The 18,628-nt window shown below is 33.9% G+C and carries 12 protein-coding genes and 2 pseudogenes; 9 read left to right on the top strand and 5 right to left on the bottom strand.

The features are described from left to right. The first annotated feature begins 7 nt into the window (after positions 1 to 7). Genes AR685_RS17750 through AR685_RS17740 form a run of 3 tightly spaced genes read left to right on the top strand, consistent with a single transcriptional unit; the run spans position 8 to position 8,065 of the window. Positions 8 to 4,108: a DUF5977 domain-containing protein gene (locus AR685_RS17750; RefSeq protein WP_059125440.1), complete on the top strand. Its 4,101-nt coding sequence runs from the start codon at positions 8 to 10 to the stop codon at positions 4,106 to 4,108. Positions 4,109 to 4,115: 7 nt separating this feature from the next. Next, positions 4,116 to 7,814 carry a DUF6443 domain-containing protein gene (locus AR685_RS17745; protein WP_082671971.1) on the top strand — a complete coding sequence of 1,233 codons (3,699 nt, stop codon included), beginning with the start codon at positions 4,116 to 4,118 and terminating at the stop codon, positions 7,812 to 7,814. Between the two features lie 11 nt (positions 7,815 to 7,825). Next, complete coding sequence (locus tag AR685_RS17740) at positions 7,826 to 8,065, top strand: hypothetical protein (RefSeq protein WP_059125438.1); 240 nt, start codon at positions 7,826 to 7,828, stop codon at positions 8,063 to 8,065. A 95-nt stretch (positions 8,066 to 8,160) separates the two neighbouring features. Here AR685_RS17740 and AR685_RS17735 read toward each other — a convergent pair whose 3' ends face one another. Next, positions 8,161 to 8,505 (bottom strand): helix-turn-helix domain-containing protein, encoded by a 345-nt coding sequence (locus tag AR685_RS17735; RefSeq protein WP_059125437.1) that lies wholly within the window; start codon positions 8,503 to 8,505, stop codon positions 8,161 to 8,163. A gap of 165 nt (positions 8,506 to 8,670) precedes the next feature. Here AR685_RS17735 and AR685_RS17940 point away from each other — a divergent pair, with 165 nt between their 5' ends. The 5 genes and pseudogenes from AR685_RS17940 (at position 8,671) to AR685_RS17705 (ending at position 14,783) form a co-directional block, all read left to right on the top strand. Beyond that, positions 8,671 to 10,974: a CHC2 zinc finger domain-containing protein gene (locus tag AR685_RS17940; protein ID WP_165592845.1), complete on the top strand. Its 2,304-nt coding sequence runs from the start codon at positions 8,671 to 8,673 to the stop codon at positions 10,972 to 10,974. A 152-nt stretch (positions 10,975 to 11,126) separates the two neighbouring features. Further along, positions 11,127 to 11,909 carry a tyrosine-type recombinase/integrase gene (locus AR685_RS17725; protein WP_059125436.1) on the top strand — a complete coding sequence of 261 codons (783 nt, stop codon included), beginning with the start codon at positions 11,127 to 11,129 and terminating at the stop codon, positions 11,907 to 11,909. After that, positions 11,906 to 12,784 carry a tyrosine-type recombinase/integrase gene (locus AR685_RS17720; RefSeq protein ID WP_059125435.1) on the top strand — a complete coding sequence of 293 codons (879 nt, stop codon included), beginning with the start codon at positions 11,906 to 11,908 and terminating at the stop codon, positions 12,782 to 12,784. The genes AR685_RS17725 and AR685_RS17720 overlap by 4 nt, the downstream gene beginning before the upstream one ends. Positions 12,785 to 13,515: 731 nt before the next feature. Next, a pseudogene (locus AR685_RS17710) lies at positions 13,516 to 14,397 on the top strand (RHS repeat-associated core domain-containing protein); the annotation flags it as partial. Next, positions 14,394 to 14,783 (top strand): hypothetical protein, encoded by a 390-nt coding sequence (locus AR685_RS17705; RefSeq protein WP_059125432.1) that lies wholly within the window; start codon positions 14,394 to 14,396, stop codon positions 14,781 to 14,783. The pseudogene AR685_RS17710 and the gene AR685_RS17705, both read left to right, overlap by 4 nt. Positions 14,784 to 14,841: 58 nt before the next feature. On the opposite strand, the gene AR685_RS17700 is transcribed toward AR685_RS17705, so the two are convergent. Beyond that, positions 14,842 to 15,210 carry a helix-turn-helix domain-containing protein gene (locus AR685_RS17700; protein WP_059125431.1) on the bottom strand — a complete coding sequence of 123 codons (369 nt, stop codon included), beginning with the start codon at positions 15,208 to 15,210 and terminating at the stop codon, positions 14,842 to 14,844. A 130-nt stretch (positions 15,211 to 15,340) separates the two neighbouring features. Here AR685_RS17700 and AR685_RS17935 point away from each other — a divergent pair. Then, positions 15,341 to 16,500 (top strand): IS3 family transposase gene (locus AR685_RS17935; protein WP_228376465.1). Its coding sequence is split into 2 segments (ribosomal slippage): positions 15,341 to 15,596 and positions 15,596 to 16,500, totalling 1,161 coding nucleotides; the frame shifts between segments, so codons are not numbered across the junction. 153 nt (positions 16,501 to 16,653) lie between these two features. On the opposite strand, the gene AR685_RS17685 is transcribed toward AR685_RS17935, so the two are convergent. From AR685_RS17685 to AR685_RS17930, 3 genes and pseudogenes are all read right to left on the bottom strand, one after another. Continuing rightward, the gene (locus tag AR685_RS17685) at positions 16,654 to 16,944 is read right to left on the bottom strand and encodes a helix-turn-helix domain-containing protein (RefSeq protein WP_059125429.1); all 291 of its coding nucleotides are present in this window, start codon (positions 16,942 to 16,944) and stop codon (positions 16,654 to 16,656) included. 200 nt (positions 16,945 to 17,144) lie between these two features. Further along, the gene (locus AR685_RS17680; protein WP_059125428.1) at positions 17,145 to 18,284 is read right to left on the bottom strand and encodes a site-specific integrase; all 1,140 of its coding nucleotides are present in this window, start codon (positions 18,282 to 18,284) and stop codon (positions 17,145 to 17,147) included. Between the two features lie 167 nt (positions 18,285 to 18,451). Continuing rightward, positions 18,452 to 18,628, bottom strand: a pseudogene (locus AR685_RS17930) (tRNA uridine-5-carboxymethylaminomethyl(34) synthesis GTPase MnmE); the annotation flags it as partial.

Genomic DNA, 18,628 nt, shown 5'->3' with positions numbered 1-18,628 from the left:
CACACAAATGAAAAAAATATTACTCATACTATTAATTTCAACTATATTTTCAGTTCATGGTCAGACAAATCCAGGAGGTCTGATTCAGAACTCGGTTAATAGTATTGCACCAAAATCTCCGGACGCCGCTGCGTTGTTTAGATATACAGAAACACCTGTCTCATTATATACAGGAGTGCCAGATATAAGTATTCCAATTTATACTATTAAGGAAGGTAATATAGAATTACCCATTACAATCTCCTATCATGCAGGAGGAATAAAGGTCACAGACGAAGCTTCTTCAGTAGGATTGGGGTGGTCACTTAATGCAGGAGGAAGAGTTTCACATATTGTTTCAGGAGTAAACGATTTTAATTTAAACGGATATAGAAATACTTATCCACGAAATGCAACAGGTATGCAAAGTATGTCATCATGTATATCTTTACCCTGGAATACCAGTACATATTCATCTGCGTTTTACACCAATATGTTTTATCCTACTAACTCTTATGGATATACTTCCATCAATGATGATTTTCAACCTGATTTATTTTTAATTAATCTTCCAGGTAAGAGTTATAAGGCCTATTTAGATATGGCAAAAACAACGCAAGCAAACGGAGTTTTAAAATTCGCTATTGCGGAACAACCTAACATTGATTTTAAACTTACTGATGTGGCGGGGGCTACGGGTGGATATAATTTTGCGGTTACTGATGAAAATGGTCTAAAATATAGTTTTGATAAACAAGAAATAACTACGAACATAACAGGTTGGAATACCATCAATGGAATGTCAAGAATTCTTTCTAAGATAGAGGATGTAGAAGGAAGTAAAATTGACTTTTATTCTTCCAATCCTATCAGTAATTCAAGGCTTACAGGTTGCAAAACTACAAGAACTTATCTTACTGATCCTCTCAATTTCTATCAAGGAAGTATGAATATTAAGGGAGTGACTGATTGTAGTAAGCAACAAACAGGGGAAAGTTATCTCGAAAGAATAGAATTTACCAATGGAAAGGTTGAATTTAATTGGACAACAAGAGAAGATATTCATAATTCCAAAAAATTGTCCTCTATTAAAATCTATAATAGTTACAAGCTCATCAAACAATATGATTTCAATTATGATTACTTTATTGCAACTGATAATTTAAACACAAGTGTAATGAGACAATGGTTGAATTTGCCTAATGACCATGTATTTACTCATCGATTACGTTTATTAAGTGTAACAGAATCTGTGACTAACGAAAAGTATTCCTTCGAATATAATTCAACCTATAATTTGCCAAATAAATTAAGCTTTTCATCAGATTTCTGGGGCTACTATAATGGACAGAACAATAGCGATACCTTTATACCAGATCCGGAAAAGTATATCAAAGGGGAAACTATCTTTAATGTTAATTCCTTTAACAAAGATCTGACAGGATATTGGTATCACGCAGATAGTCCTCCTCAATCATTTGATCCTAATAATAATACTCAAGGATATTTTAATTATTCATCAGATGGAAAACACTATTTATCTGATAGGAGAACATCATTATATTCATTAGCAGGATTGTTAACCTCTGTGAATTATCCAACAGGAGGAAAAACAGAATATGAATTTGAGCCGAATACGTTTTCTAATTTTCCACTACAATCATCGATTAATGATAATACAAGAAAGGAAGCCGCAGCATCTCATATAATCACTAATATAAATGGAAGCCTGAGCCATACAGCAAATCAAACTGAATTTAGTGTAATTGGAAATAATATTAAAGTGAACATTTTTGCCCATTTCGATTTTTATTACATATCATCTGTGAATGAACAGATTAAAAATTCTTTTTGGATTTATATCAAAAATAAGTCTACAGGTGAAATTGTTAAAAAAGTATATAATCCTAACATAGGATCTTACAATACCACAAATTATATAGACAACGTTATTTTGCAGTCAGGAAATTACGAAGTAGGCATGTCATATAATAATGATTTTACGTCTGGAAATATCTTAGTATCTGGAGGTAGTAGTGCTGCTTCTAATTCTTGTGTTGTAAAATTTGTTAATGAAAAAAGTATCATTAATGGTATTGAATACAATTACAGTTCAGGCGGAGGAGTTAGAATTAAGAGTGTAAAATCAATAGAAAAAATAGGAACTCCACCAATTGTTAAAAATTATATTTATGATGAAGTTTCAGATAATGGCACAAAAATAACCTCCAACGGGAACTTAGCACAGTTTCCTAAATTTTTTGAAATTGAAAGTAGATGTTATTCGACTGATAATTTGAGCCAAACAATTAGCTCTAACCCAGGTTGCTATATGAATTTGAATACACCTCAATCTCCAAATGAGTATCCATTTAAGATCTCTGTATATGAAGGCACATCAAGTTTTGGAAATTCTACACTTCCACAAGGAAACCATGTTGGTTACACAAAAGTTATAGAAAAGTTTAATGACAAAGGAAGAACTGAAAGCTATTTTACTAATAACTATTCTTTATCTTGTTTAATGATGGTTGAAAAAGGTGGGTCTTTATTAATTGGAGATGGAGATCTAGTCAAACAGCTTAAATATGATAACGATAATAATCGTCTTAAAGAAATATCATATAAATATATACAAAATTATCCGGATGGTTTGAATACCTATTCCATACAAGGGTCAATATTAGAACCTCTTACAAACTTTGGATTCAGCTTCAATACAAATAATCAGGCAACGCTACCTGGCCTTATTCACAATTACAGTATTAATTTATGGAAAACATTACTTGAATCTACAACTTCAAAGGATTATTTTCCGGCAGGGTCTAGCAGTTTTATTGAAACAAAATCCTTTACAACCTATAATAATAAGTATCAACCAAATATTCAAAAGACTATTTACCCAGATTTGTCATTTGATGAAACCACTTATAACTATGCATATGAAAAAGGAAATCAACTATTAATTGACAAAAATATGGTTGGAATTCCGTTGGAAACGATAATTACTCGTACTGCAAATGGAGTTTCTAAAACACTATCGAAAATTGAGAATGTTTATCCTACTTCGCTACCGGATTCACAAATTGGAAATTTTGTTTTGCCAAAATCTGTAAAGTCACAAGATATTTCAAATGGCTCAACTTCCTTTACAGAAATAACAGTGGATAAGTACGATACAAAAGGAAATCTTATTCAATATACAGCAAAAGATGGTAATCCTATATCAATTGTTTGGGGTTATAATTTCACTTTGCCAATAGCAAAAATAGAAGGAGCTGCTTATGATAATATTGCAACGTTTGTTAGTGATATAATTACTAAATCTAATGAAGATGCTTTAGATCCAACAAAGGAACAGATGCTGTTAGATGCAGAAGACAATTTAAGAAAAAACAGTAATTTTTCCAGTTATCAAATTTCCACCTATACTCATGATCCTCTGATTGGAGTAACAAGTGTAACCCCTTCGTCAGGACTTAGGGAATATTATAAGTATGACACAACGAATAGATTAGAAAAAATTGTTGATATTAATAGTAAACTATTGAAGGAGTTTAATTATCATTACGCCAGCAACTCTTCAACCATATTTCATAATGAAGAAAAAAGCAAAGTTTTTACAAGAACAAACTGTCCATTAGCTTCATCAGTACCCGGAACATATAATTACGTAGTTCCGGTAGGAACCTATTTCTCCACTGTAAGTCTGTTAGCTGCCAATCAAAAAGCTTTGGATGATATTAATATGAATGGGCAAAATATTGCGAATCAAAATGGGCCTTGTATTCCCATTCTTTCATGTCCTTTTACATTTTCTTCATTAACTAATAATGCCTCATATAAATATAACGGCACAACAAATTCGAATAATAACATCAGTTTTAATGTTTCTTTTTCTGCTTATGGGATTTGGCAGAACTGGGCAAACGGATTAAATATTGGAACAATTGAGGGAGATTGCAAACCGACATCAAATAAAGAAATAAACTATTTTGAATCAAGCTTTAATCGTCAATGGAAAATTTTTATTGACACGGCAGGTAATTGTACATTAAGATTGCTTTCGGGAACCGTTAATGCCTCTTCAACTAACCCAATCATTTTACAATTCCAATATCAAAAATAACCAAATCATGAAAAAAATATTAATCCCGATAAGCATGCTGTTTGTAGTGGGGATATCCCATGCACAGTCCACCCTGAATCTCAGCACGAGTGAAAACTATGTGTATTCCAAAACCTACCTGACCGATCCTACCGGTTCTACACCAAAGAGTGTAGAAACAATTCAGTATTTTGACGGTTTGGGAAGACCCAAGCAGATTGTGAATATTAAAGCAAGTCCTTTATCAAAGGATGTGGTGACTCATATTGTATATGACAGCTTTGGGAGGCAGACTTTAGATTACCTCCCCGTTCCGCAAACCGGAACACAAAATGGAGCAATTTATACCACTCCTTTAGCGAACGCAACCCAGCCGGGTATTTACGGATCTGAAAAAATTTACTCAGAAAAGATACTGGAGAACTCACCCTTAGACAGGGTTCAGCAACAGATCCAGGTCGGAAACGACTGGAGCACCAAACCTGTTAAGTTTGATTATGATGCTAATGCCCCTGCTGATTATGTAAGAAAATATAAAACTACTACAACCTGGGTTGAAGGAAGAACAGAAACTTCTGTAGAGTTACTCCAGTATTTTTTACCGAATCAATTATATAAAAATACGGTTACAGATGAAGACGGTAATAAAACGATTGAATTCAAAAACGGAGAAGGTCAGACATTATTAGTAAGAAAAGTATTGAGTGCTTCAGAAAATCTAGACACCTACTATGTTTATAATGAATATAATCAGTTAGCCTGTGTAATCCCACCTTTAGCTTCAGCTCCTACAGTAGAACCTACAACTGTTGAAAATCTTTACTATCAGTACAGGTACGACGGGAGAAACCGGTTGGTTGAGAAGAAGCTTCCTGGGAAAGGCTGGGAATATATGGTGTATGATAAAGCAGACCGGCTGATCATGAATCAGGATGCCAAGTTAAAGCAACAGAGCAAATGGCTCATTACAAAATATGATCAGTTTGGAAGAATAGCATATACAGGAATCATTCAGGGCGGGAGCAGAGATAGTATGCAAAGCCAGGCCGGAAATTTAGTGATTACAGAAAGCAGATCTGCAAGCGGATTTACAAAAAACGGAATGCAGATTTATTATAGCAACGGTTATTTCCTTGATATCGAAACGGTACTGTCAGTTAATTATTATGACACCTATCCTCAGGGAACACCATCTTTTACGCCCACTCTACCGGGTTACACCGTTTTGACACAGGATGCTCAAAATTCTAATATTAGTACCAAAAGTTTGCCGGTTGCCTCTTACGTAAAAAACATCGAAGATGATAACTGGACAAAAAATTACACATGGTATGATACTAAAGGAAGGGCTGTAGCCACACATTCCATCAATCATTTGGGAGGATATACCAAGACTGAATCTGAACTGGATTTTTCGGGTGTTCCTCAAAAAATAGATACCTATCATTTGAGAAAACAGGGTGAAACGGGAATTGTGGTAAAAGAGCGGTTTAACTATGATCATCAGAACAGATTGGTTCAGCATTATCATAAGGTGGACGATCGACTTGAAGTTTTATTGGCTGAAAATCAATATAACGAACTCTCACAGCTCAAAAACAAAAAGGTTGGAAACGATCTTCAAAGCATTGATTATGCCTACAACATCAGAGGTTGGATGACGCACATTAACAAAGATCAGATGAGTTTGGCAGATCTGGGAGGAAAGTTATTTTCATACAGAATAAAATACAATGAGAAAGAGGGCATCACCAATCCCGGAGGATTACAGTTTACGGGAAAAGATGTGACCCTTAAATACAATGGCAATATTGCGGAGGTGGATTGGAGATCGGTAGAAGTGTTAGGTACGAATCCTCCTTCAAATCCGAAAAGGTATGGGTATTCTTACGATAAGCTCAACAGATTGTTGGCAGGATATTACCAAAATCCCAATAACCCTTACAGTAAAGAAAACCTGGAATCTCTATCGTATGATCTGAATGGGAATATCACCAATCTGTTCAGGACTTCTGTCGTGGAAAACGGAAGTACGACTGCAACACAAATTGATGATTTAACATACCTTTATACAGGCGGTGGAAATAAAGTCACAAATATCACTGATGCCTCACAAAATGGAACAGGATATGAGGGTGGCGGACAATCTATTACATACGACCTGAATGGCAATATGGAAAACATGGCTGACAAGGGTATCAGCGAAATAAAATACAATTATCTCAATCTTCCCAATATTTTAAAGCTTAGCAGGAACGGGAATGAATATGTAAGTCTTATCACAAAATACAGAGCAGACGGTACAAAGCTTAGTAAAGTAAATAATACGGTAATTACAGGATTTATCGGCAATACGTCAACAAAAACGACAAGTGATTATCTTGACGGCTTTCAGTATATGAAGTTTGAGAATACAACGCCAGTTGTCACGCCTCCGGGTGGTGGTGGTTCATCATCAGGAATGTTTTCAGAAACTTCAAGAGCTATGGAAATCACAGCGTTTTCGGTAGAAGCAGATAATACCAATTTAAATACCTTAGCGGTTAAAACACCAGATTTACAGTTTTTCCCAACGGCAGAAGGTTATTATGATTATCAAAAAAATCAGTATATTTACCAGTATAAAGATCACCTTGGTAATGTGAGGGTAAGTTTCGGGAGAAACAGCACAGGAGTTCTTGAAATTACAGATGCCAATGATTATTATCCTTTTGGTATGAATCATTTGAAAACAGGGAACGCTTATTTTGGAGCGGGAAAATATCAAAACTATAAGTACAACGGTAAAGAACTCCAAGAGACCGGAATGTATGATTATGGTGCGAGATTCTATATGCCAGATATTGGGAGATGGGGAGTGGTGGATCCGCTGGCGGAAAAGATGACTCGTCATAGTCCTTACAATTATGCGTTCAATAATCCTATCAGATTTATTGATCCTGATGGAAGGCAAGGAACTGATTGGGTTAGACAAACTGCTAATGGAGCATCAACCTGGACATATGATCCAAATGTACAAACAGTTGCTCAAGCAGAAGCCGCAGGCTATCAAGATGTAACTGCTGTCTCTGCTTCTGCTACAATTTCTAGAGAATCTACTTTAGGAATGGGTGGATATAGTTATTCTTTAAATAGTGATGGTTCTGTAACTAACAATTCTGATGGTTCAGGTATAAACAATACATTTGTTACAGGTGCGGGAACAACAATTAATGCTCCATCTGGTACATTTATGAGTGAACAAAAATTAGATTTAACTGAAAAATGGGCTAATTCAAGTAATTTCTTTGCGAAATTTTCATACGGAATCGCTAATAATGCTTACGTTACCGCACAAATGTTTGATGGAGGACTTATGGAAAGACCCGAATGGTCAAACCCTTTAGGAGGAAATTATGGAAATTTGGATGGCACGCCTAATTACCAACAAGCAGATGCTTTAGTGAATACAGTAGCTACGGCAGCTCCCTATGCAAGAGGAGCTAAAGCTGTAAACTCTCTTATGCCTGAAGGACTGAGTGTTCTAAGCAGATTTGGTCCTGCGACTGGTACAAGAGGAGTAATAAATAATACATTAAACAGAGGAGTAGATTATGTGAATGGTACAGTCGGAAAAGGGATGATAACACGACCGGTTGTTACAGGTGCTGTAAATGCGGCAAAACCAGATAGCCCTATTCGGAATTGGTTGCATAAAAATGTAGGCTATAGACCTCAATTTAATTAATAAGTAATATTATGACTTTACTTGAAATAATTTTCGGGGGGCTAATTACCCAAATTTTAGGTTTAAATACGAGATATTATTTTTTTAAAATTTTTAATAAGAATTTGAAAAAAGAAGATTTTCAAAATGATCAAGAAGATATAGGTTCTAGTTTTTCTCAAGGATTTTATAATTTTTCTATAGGACTTTTAGTTTTTTTTCTTTTATCTTTTGGAATAGTGTATTTATTAGATGTATTTCATCTTTTATAAATTGATTTGCTCATCAAAGGCAAAAAACACAAAAACCTCGCATTTTGCGAGGTTTTTGTGTTATATGATGTTCTGTTTTGTATAAGGAAACAGAACTAAAGTGCAGCAATATTTTTAATTTTAAGCGCCTGTATAAACCCATCCACAACAGAAAGCAGATGTTTTTTATTTTCAGGATCGAGTTTTTCGATGTCGTTAAAGCGATTGAGCATTGCAGGATCTTTGAAGATGTTTACTTCTTCTGTCTCTCCTAAAAGATAACCAACTGTAGTTCCTAAAATTTTAGCAATATTTTTAGCAACCTCAATAGAAGGAATCATCTCATCACGTTCGTACTTCCCGATAACAGAATAAGAAGTATTTAAAATTCCTGCCAAATCTTTTTGGGAAAGGTTTTTAGCTTCTCTGCATTCTCTTAATTTTTTACCAAACGAATCCATAGTTTATATCTTTTAAGGTATTAAACCACTGTATTTTACTAATAATAAGCAAATATAAATACTTTATAAGGTAAATAAAAATCTAATAATTTTTGATAAATAGATTTTATAATATATCTTTGTACTCAATAAGGTATATGAAACTTTTTTCAAAAATTTTATTTTATGGAAATCTCCGCAATCAAAGAACGTTTAAGTTTATCCGAAGTCCTGAAGCATTACAGTTTGCAACCTAAAAACTCAATGCTAAAATGTTTTATGCACGATGATAAAACGGCAAGTCTACAGGTGAACCTGGAAAAGAACTTTTACAAATGCCATGCTTGCGGAAAGACAGGCGATGTCATCCAGTTTATAGAAGATTACGAGAAACTATCAAAACACGAAGCAATCAAGAAAGCTGAAAGGATGATAAATCCCGAATCAGCTGTTAAAAATATTAGAGGTACTGCGGAGAGCCTTGGGCAGACCGATTTTGCAAAAGAAAAGTCTGCCCTTTTTTTAGAAAATACGTTCAGTTATTTTAGAAAAGCGCTGTACTGCTCAGTTCCTGCGAAACAATATATTGAAAAAAGAAACCTTGACAACTCCATTTTAGAAATTGGCTACAATAGCGGACAGTTCCACCACGGAGAACGAAAAAGCGAAGAGTTAATAAACAATGCTCTGGAAGTTGGATTGTTGCAGGATAAAGGATTAATCAACAACAGGACAGGAGAAAAAGGCTACAGTATTTTTGCGAATAAATGTATCGCTTTTCCTTTGAAAAATAAATCCGGAGAAATCGTAAGCTTCTATTTTAGAGCAATTGTAGAGAACAAAAACGGTAAACATTTTTACTTAAAGAATCGTTCCGGAATCTATCCAAACTATCCGAAACCAGACACTAAAAAACTGATTTTAACGGAAGCGATAATCGATTGTGCGAGTTTGCTCCAGATAAAAGAAATCAGAGATAATTACAGTCTGATAAGCTGTTTTGGAACAAACGGATTGAACGAGGAGATTTTACAAGCGATAAAAGAACTTCCGGAACTGGAAGAGATTATTTTTTGTTTTGACCAGGATAAAGCAGGAAAAACCGCAGTAGAAAAATACGGAAAACAATTATTAATGGTCAATGATAAATTGTTAATTACAAACGTTGAACTGCCGAATAATGATGTAAACGAAACATTACAGCTCCACAACGAAGAAATATTTATAGAATTACTAAAGAACCGAAAAGATATTTTTCTTTCAACTGAAAATAAAAAAATAAAAGTTACAGAAGCAGAGCCAAAGGCAGAACCAAGGGCAGAACCGAAAACGGCAATAGATTTTTTGGAGCAGAAAAATTTACTTCAGAACCTGAACCAATTAATTGAAAAAGCAGGAATTATCGGTGAAGAAAAGAGCAGATTATTACTCTTTTTAATTACAATAAGTTACTTAAATAAAAGTCCATTACACGGAATTGTACAAGGAAGTTCGGGAAGCGGAAAAACTCATATTATCAGTAGAATAGCGGACTTGATGCCATCGGAAGACGTGTTGAGATTTACGAGAATTACAGAATCGAGTTTATACAATTGGGGAGAATTTGATTTATTCCAAAAGATCATAATTATTGAAGATCTGGACGGATTAAAAGAAGATGCATTGTATGCGCTGAGAGAATTTATAAGCAACCAAGTATTAAGAAGTTCAGTAACCATCAAGGATAAAAAGGGAAATAATAAATCTTCCCATAAAATCGTGAAAGGTCAATTTAGCAGTTTATCCGCAACCACAAAAGGCGAAACCTACGAAGATAATATGAGCAGGAGTTTTTTATTGGCAGTCGATGAAAGCAAGGAACAAACACAGAGGATTATCGAGTATCAGAACCGCAGAAATGCCGGAGAAATCGACAGAAACGAACAGGAAAAAGCAATCGGTTTTATACAGAAATTAGTCAGAAATTTAAAGCATTATGAGGTTATAAATCCATATGCAACGAAACTCAATCTTCCCGAAAAGGTTCATAAAATAAGGAGATTAAACGAGATGTATCAGGCAGTTATTAAACAGGTTACATTTATAAATCAATATCAAAGGCAGGTAGCACCTGCAGGCAATTACTTGATTACAGAAATCGAAGATATAGAACAGGCTACAGAAGTATTGTTTGAAAGCATTGTTCTGAAAGTTGATGAATTAGACGGAAGTTTAAGGCAGTTTTTTGAAAAGCTGAAGAAGTTTATAAAAGCACCTGAAAAAGACTTTATACAAAGAGAAATAAGACAGGAATTTAATTTATCAAAAACACAGTTACAGCGGTATATCAATACCCTTTTAGAGTTGGAATATATAAAACAAGTCGGAGGATTTAATAATACAGGAATCCGTTACAAAGTAAGCTATTGGGATAATTATCAGAAGCTTAGAGCAGAAATAAAAGACTATTTATTGAAGCAGATAAAAGAACTTAAGACCGAGAAAAAGTAAGTTTGGGTCACTGTGATTCACTAATGGGTCACAAGAATAAACACCTACGATTAGTTAAGTCATTTATCATCAATCATTTATCAATTATAAAAAAGCTGGCGACCCAAAATTTAAAATATTGAGTAAGCAAAACCATCATACTTATTGAAATAATGGAAGAATTTAGAAGATATTTAGAGCTTAGAAACTATCAGAAAAAGAATATTAAAAGGATCTTGTCAATCGTCAAAGAATATGAGGAATACAGAGAAAAAGGAAATCTTCCACTCCATTATATCGGTTATTTAAAACATAGGAAAAACAAAAATAATCCCGAAAAATTATTGAGCAATAGTACGGTAAACAATCATTTGACAGGACTGAAATTATACAGAACCTACAGAAAGGAAATTGAGCAGAAAGAAACGAATCTTGTCATTTGCAGAAGCCTTAAAACCCATATTCCGGAGATAGATATTTTAAACCCGAAAGAAATACAAAGTCTGTTTGAAACCACCATCAATACAAGAGATAAAGCAGTATTGGCAAGTTTATATTATTTAGGATTAAGAGCAGGAGAATCAGCCGAATTATTACTCGAAGACGTAGATTTAGAAAACAGAAAAGTATTAATAAAAAAATCTAAAACAGGTTATCAGAGAGAAGTTCCGATACACAGCAAAGCAAAAGATATTTTTGAAGAATATTTAAAAGAAAGAATCCATAAAGGAGAATGTTTTTTACAGGGACAGAAAGGGAATTTAACGCCTTCGGGAATAGAATTTATTATAGAAAAGGTAGCAGAGAAAAGCAGTATCACAAAGAAAATATATCCACATTTATTACGACACAGTATTGCAACCCATTTACTTAAAAACGGAATGGAACTCGAAAAAGTCAGCAGATTTTTAGGGCACAGAAGTTTAGAAAGCACACAGAGATATACGCACTTATGAAAGAGTTTTTAAATTATCTGAAGAGCAATTATCATTATGCAGAAAATACATTAATAGAAAAAGAAAAGCAGGTTTTATTATGGAAAAATCTATGTTCAGGAAAACAGAATTTTGATAAAATCAGTACAGCAGAACTATTAAAAATTGTAGCATTACAGCAGAAAAAATATACATTAATTACGGTAAATAATCAGCTCAAAACCATAGAACAATACTTTGAATATTTACAATTACAAGGAAAAAGAAAAGATCATCCGCTAAAAAATTTTAGAATAAAAACAGCGAAGAAACCATTACTTACAGGATTTTTAACAGAAGAAGAACTACAGGATATCGAGAAAGAATTTAGAGAAATAAAACATAAAAAAGGACAGTTTAAATTATTTGAAAAACGGAACAGAATTATTTTAGGATTATTAATTTATCAGGGTTTAAGTTCGGGATGTTTAAGAGAATTAAAAGTAAAAGATATTGATTTACAAAAAGGAATCATTAAAGTTCCCCAAGCTACAGAAAGCCGATTAAAAGAAAGGAATTTACCATTAGAAGCCTCACAGATATTAGAACTCTATCAATACATTAATGAAATAAGAACAGAATTATTACAAATCTCAAAAACCGTAAAAGCAACAGATAAATTATTTATTGTCAGTGAAAAAACAAAATTAAGCAGCATCACATCACAAATCAGAAAACAAATCAATATTGAAAATTTACAACTTATCAGAAACAGCAGGATCAATCTTTGGCTCAAGCAATATAATTTAAGAGAAGTTCAATACAAAGCAGGATTTAGATATTTAAGAAGTCTGGAATATTTTAACCAAACCGAACTCGAAAATCTGAAACAGGAAATTGAAAAGTATATATCTTAAAATGAATACCTTACAAAATTACAAACATTACAAAACGAATTATTTACTCTGTTTGTAAAACTGTAATAAAGAGAAATTGGAAGCCTGAATCCACCGCTTGCATTTTGAATTAAATATCCCGCCCTCACTTCAAAAAAGACATTTTCTCCAACTCTTTTCCGAAGCTTTTCCAACGCTTTAAAGCCACAGCAAATTACATAATCAAAATTATACGCAAAGCAGCCGCAAAACGTTGTTCTCCACTCCGCTGAAGCTTCGCTCCGCACAAAGTCCATCGTTGCCTATAATTTGAGATTATGTAAAATGCTTTCCTACGCTTCGTGCAGAGCAACTCCGCTTCCAGCGCCCCCGAATCTTCCCATCCCAAAACCAGCATCGAAAAATACCTTTTTGCCCAAGCTTCAACCACCCGAAATAAGGAAAAATGCGCCATCGCTTTTGAAAGTCCTTCAGTTGAAAATTTAGCCATCAATACAACGGAAATGTGGATTTGTGGAAAAATCCAACGCTAAAATCCCGGCGCCGTTTTTCCCACAAGTCCACATTTACAACAACACCGACAACGAAACAACTTTTCTTTTTCAATTGAAATAAAAAATAGGGAAAACCACATTTTTTTTCAGCTGAAAATCTTTACTTTTGAAAAAGCGAGCAAGCGAAGACGTTCAAAGTGTAAAGCCTCGCACGAAAAAAACTTGAGTTAGCAAATCCTGGAAAGTACAGTAGACTACGGGATGTATGATTATGGTGCAAGGTTTTACATGCCTGACTTGGGAAGATGGGGTGTGATAGATCCGCTGGCGGAATTATACACAAGACACTCACCTTACAATTATGGTGTAAATAATCCTATAAGATTCATAGATCCAGACGGAAGAGGTGTTGAAGAAACATCTTCAGGAACGACTTATACCGGAGCTGATGCTCAATCTGCATTTAGATCACTACAAAGCTTTATGGGCTCTCAAAAACCTCCAAATGAATATGAAACAGATTTGAAAACAGGAAAAACTAGACAAATTAGTGATTTAGGTGGCAATGAAATTGATTTTTATCACTATGTAGGAGGTGGGGCGCAATTTAATGGAAAAACAAGAATTGTTGATAGAGCAACTGGTGATGATCAATGGATGGCTTCATCAAAGAACTTGAAAGGTTATACTCGAAGAATGAACAGTACTAATTGGGCAAATTTATTTGATGAATTTTTAAATGGTGGTGGCCCTGAAAACAGTTTGCTTGCAGGAAAAGAAAATACCGCTGTAAAACAACTTATGGAAACTGATATGTATGAAACTGCGGTAGATTATTTTAGAGATACATCTATGAATGAAAAGGCTTCTTTTTCTGGTATGTTTGGGCTTATTGGTGTTGCTGCAGAAGGTAGCAATATGCAAGGGCAATTTATGGGTAAAACTAATTTCAGCTTTTATCCTGTTGGAAATAAGGTTGTTGTAATGGCTTTTGACTCTAAGTCCGTATCATCTTACTCTCTTAATCCATTTAATAAGGCTGAATCAAGAAATATTCCTAGAACAAATGGTGTTGGTGCTCCTCAAAGTACTACTAGACAAACATATTTATTTTGGGTAGATAAAAATAAAATGAAATGAGAAAAATAATGTTTTCTATATTAGGCTCAATAATTATGATGAGTTGTGCAGCAAAAAAAAGTTTATTAGGAAGTTATTCTTTTAAAGGAGAAAATATAATTGATACACTCATCCTCAAAAATGATATTTACATTCATAAAATTTACAATAAAGATCTTAAGCTAATGTATCAAGGAGAAGATCAGTGGACTATGGAAGGTGATAGAATTACCTTGTTAAGATTTTATAACAATGAAGATAATGAGTTAGAAGAACCTTTATCAAATAAGGATGCTGAGAAATTTTTGATGATTACTTCTTTTCCTGTTTATAAACAAAATAGTGAAACAATTATAGAAGTGAATTCAGATGAAAATATATTGTATAAAAAAACTTCTACACGTTAGTACCAATGTTCTATTTGTATAAGCATAAAAACCCTCGCAAATTGCGAGGGTTTTTGTTTTATAGTGCAGCTACGTTTTTATTAAAAAAATCTTTAAATTTTTTTGTGGTAAGCATTTTATCGATGATTTTAAAGACGGTGCTTTTATCTTCTTCGTCGAGCTGCTGAATGAGTTCCATTTGTTCGAGAGTCGATTTATCTTCAATTACAATCTCTTTAGGAATTATATTTTCATTGTAATTAATGATCTGATCTGTGGTAAGATTAAAAAGTTTAGCCATTTTACTAAGTTCCGAAACCGTAAGTTCTCTTAATCCTTTTTCAATTTTGGAGTAAGTAGATTTATCTACGCCAATGTGCAAAGCAACTTCCTTTTGCATAAGGTTTTGCTTCTCACGTATCGTTTTAATGTTGTTTGCTAAATCCATAACACAAAAGTAGAGATAAAATACACTATTTGCAATATGTGGAAAATTAGTAAACTATTGTAAGTCTCCCCAAAAACTGGACAAATTATACCCCTAAAATTAACGATAAAAAAACAATTAATTTTAGGATATGAGAACAAGCAAATTTACAGACAGCCAAATTTTGGCAATTTTAAAAGAGTATGAGTCGGGACAGACTGCAAAAGAATTGTCTCGAAAATATGGTTTCCACTACCAAACCTTACATGATTGGAAAAAGAAATTTGGAGGGATATCTTCAACAAAAGAACTACAGAAAATCAAGGAATTGGAATCTGAGAACAATCGTTTGAAGAAGATGTTTGCCAATTTGAGCCTGGAAAATGAAGCATTGAAAGATGTACTTTCAAAAAAGTGGTAAAGCCTGCTACCAAGCGAGAAGTTGTGAATTACCTTGTGTCAGAATATGCGATAAACATCCGGCAGGCGTGTAAATCTCTGAATTTGGAAAGAAGCAGTTACTATTATCATTCCCAAAGAAAGGAAGATACAGAACTAATTGGTTGTCTGAATGAACTTTCGGAGAAACATCCAAGCTATGGATTTAAGAAAATGTTTCACAGTCTGAGGAATCAAGGCTTTCCCTGGAATCACAAGAAGGTGTATCGTGTTTACAAGAAGCTTGGATTGAACATTTTAAGAAAACGCAGAAGGAGATTAGCTTCAAGAGAGAGGCAAAATCTGGAAGTTCCGAGCAACTACAACGAAGTTTGGAGTATGGATTTTATGAGTGATGCTTTATTCAATTCGAGAAGATTCCGAACATTTAATATCATTGATGATTACAACCGGGAAGCAATTTGGATAGAGATAGGACTTTCCATCGGAGCAATGCACATGACTGATTTATTGGAATGGATCGTGAAAGAAAGGGGGAAACCAAAAGCCATCAGAACAGATAATGGTCCTGAATTTACAAGTTCTGTATTTACCAATTGGTGTCACAAACACCGAATTGAAATTCGATATATCCAACCTGGAAAACCAACACAAAATGCTTTTATTGAGAGATTCAATCGTAGCTACCGTACCGAAGTTTTGGATGCAAGAATTTTCAATACCCTCATTGAAGTTCGTGAAATTACTGCAGAATGGATGGAACATTACAACAGCGACAGACCTCACGAAAGTTTACAAAACATTTCTCCAATGCAGTATTTGTGGAAAAAGAAAAACTCGCCAGCGCAGGATACCATAACCGAGTTTTCTCCTTTTCAACAAATCTTTCCAACAACGACAACACCGAAATGAAATATTTTATAATTTTACAAAAGGTGAGGGTATAATTCTGTCCAACGAATAGGGAGACTTACATACAGCGTAGTTCTAAAGGCAACACATCATTCACTTTCTACCTAAAATTCTCGAATGAGATAGGTTGTAAGGGCAGAATATTTTTGCCCTTCAGGTTTTATTTTTGCGTAAAGAAAATTCTAAGGCTTCTTGTTGAATTTCATCATTTGATTTATGGCTGTTTTTTAACAACCATTCGTCAATTTTTTTGCGTTCAAAAAATAGAACTTTCCCGTTGGGTTTGGAAAAAGGAATACTGTGCGAATGAGCTAATTTGTAAATGTAGGATTTCTTGAATCCCGTATAGTCTGCAAGTTCTTCGACGTTCAGAATTTCCTTTAAACCGAAAATATGTTTTTCAATTCGGTTGAGTTTGTGCAGAATGATTTCGTTATTTTCCATTGCTTACGTTTAACAAATTTACTGAAGCAAAAGTCATCATAGTAAACCATAAAAACAATATAGTCAAACACTTAAAGGTAAAATAGGAGTAGTATGGATTAATCTGGAATGTCAAAAGTCTAAATAAGAATAATCTGGATTAAAAAAGATTCAGTACAATTTTACTAACCAAAATATTACTCTACCTAAAAATATATTTTTTACAGTTCGATATTTAGTTCAGGGATAATCTCAGCAGCTTCCTTCATTTTGCTATCCACAATTTTTGCGTAAATCTGCGTAGTTCTCAATTCTCTATGTCCCAATCTTTTGGAAACTGTATAAATATCTGCACCATTTTCCAGAAGTAAGACAGCATTCGTATGTCGAGCAGAATGAAAAGTTATATGTTTCGGAACCGCAGCACGATTGCACCAGCGGATAATTTCTGTATTGTAGGTCATTCCATATTTTAAGCCTTTGAAAACTCTTTCTTGTGGATCCTGTCTTTCGCCCAACAATTCTCTGGCTTGTTTTGAAATATAAAGATATTCTACACCCTCTGTTTTTTCTTGTCGGAAATTGACTCTAGAAATATCACCTTCATCACGGACTTCTTTCCAAATCAAAGTATTGATATCCGACCAACGTAAACCTGATAAGCACGAAAAAAGGAAAGCTTTTTTCAAAACCGGATATTTACATTCCGCTTTTGCTAATCGTTGTAATTCATCAAAAATAAGATATTCTCTTTGGCTTTCAGCCTGCTCAAATGATTTTATTTTTGAAGCATAATTTATCGTCAAATATCCATTATCGAAAGCATTTCGAAGTGCAGCTTTAAACTTGTTGAAGTAAGAATACTTTGAGTTCTGAGAAAGAGGTAAATCACTTTTACTAATTGCATCCTTTTCAAAGTATTTCCGAACTTTTTTAATGAAGTATTCATCAATTTCCTCAAAAGTTAAGTTCTTTGGAACTACTTTTTTTAGATGCTGGTAGGTAGAGAACCAATTACCATAATTATTTGACGAATCGAGCGTTCGTTTTTCCTCAGCAAGATCAGCGAAGAAGTTTAAAAATACTCGTTTAGCTTTCGCAGTATTTTTCAACTCAAATCTTCCTTGCGCATATTCAGCTTTTCGAATTGCAATTACATTTTCTGCAAATTCCAAAGCTTCTTTATTTTCTTTTTTTTCTTTGGCAGTTTTTGGATCAACAATTAGATAGGTATCTAAATTCTCAAAATTTCTCAGATGCTTTCTTTTCCCGTCATCAGTAATTTCAGAACCACGGTAAAACTCGATTGACAGACTAATCCTGCCGTCTTTCAATTTTCTTTGACTAAGTGATATTTTCATAGATTCGGCTTTGTACTACTTTGTACTACTTTTGGCTATTTTTAAGGTCTGAAGTAGTACAGAAGTGGTACAAATATACAAATATAGTCTAATAAGAGAAAATAAAATTTACATAACCAACTGTTAATCAAACAAAAGAAAGTAAAAGAAAGTAAAGAAAAGCTAATTTATTTCCCGATACAAAACTTAGAAAAAATATTCCCTAGCACCTCATCATTTGTAACTTCTCCCGAAATTTCTCCCAGATGTTCCAGAGCATTTCTTAGTTCATAAGCCAATAGTTCGGTGGAAATTTGAGTGGTGATAGCATCCTTTACTTTATCTACCGCCTCTAATGATTTTCC

It is taken from the genome of Chryseobacterium sp. JAH (genome assembly GCF_001507335.1).
Classification (GTDB): Bacteria; Bacteroidota; Bacteroidia; order Flavobacteriales; family Weeksellaceae; genus Chryseobacterium.
Note: the sequence above shows the minus strand (reverse complement) of the source record. Positions and strands in the feature narration are given on the sequence as shown.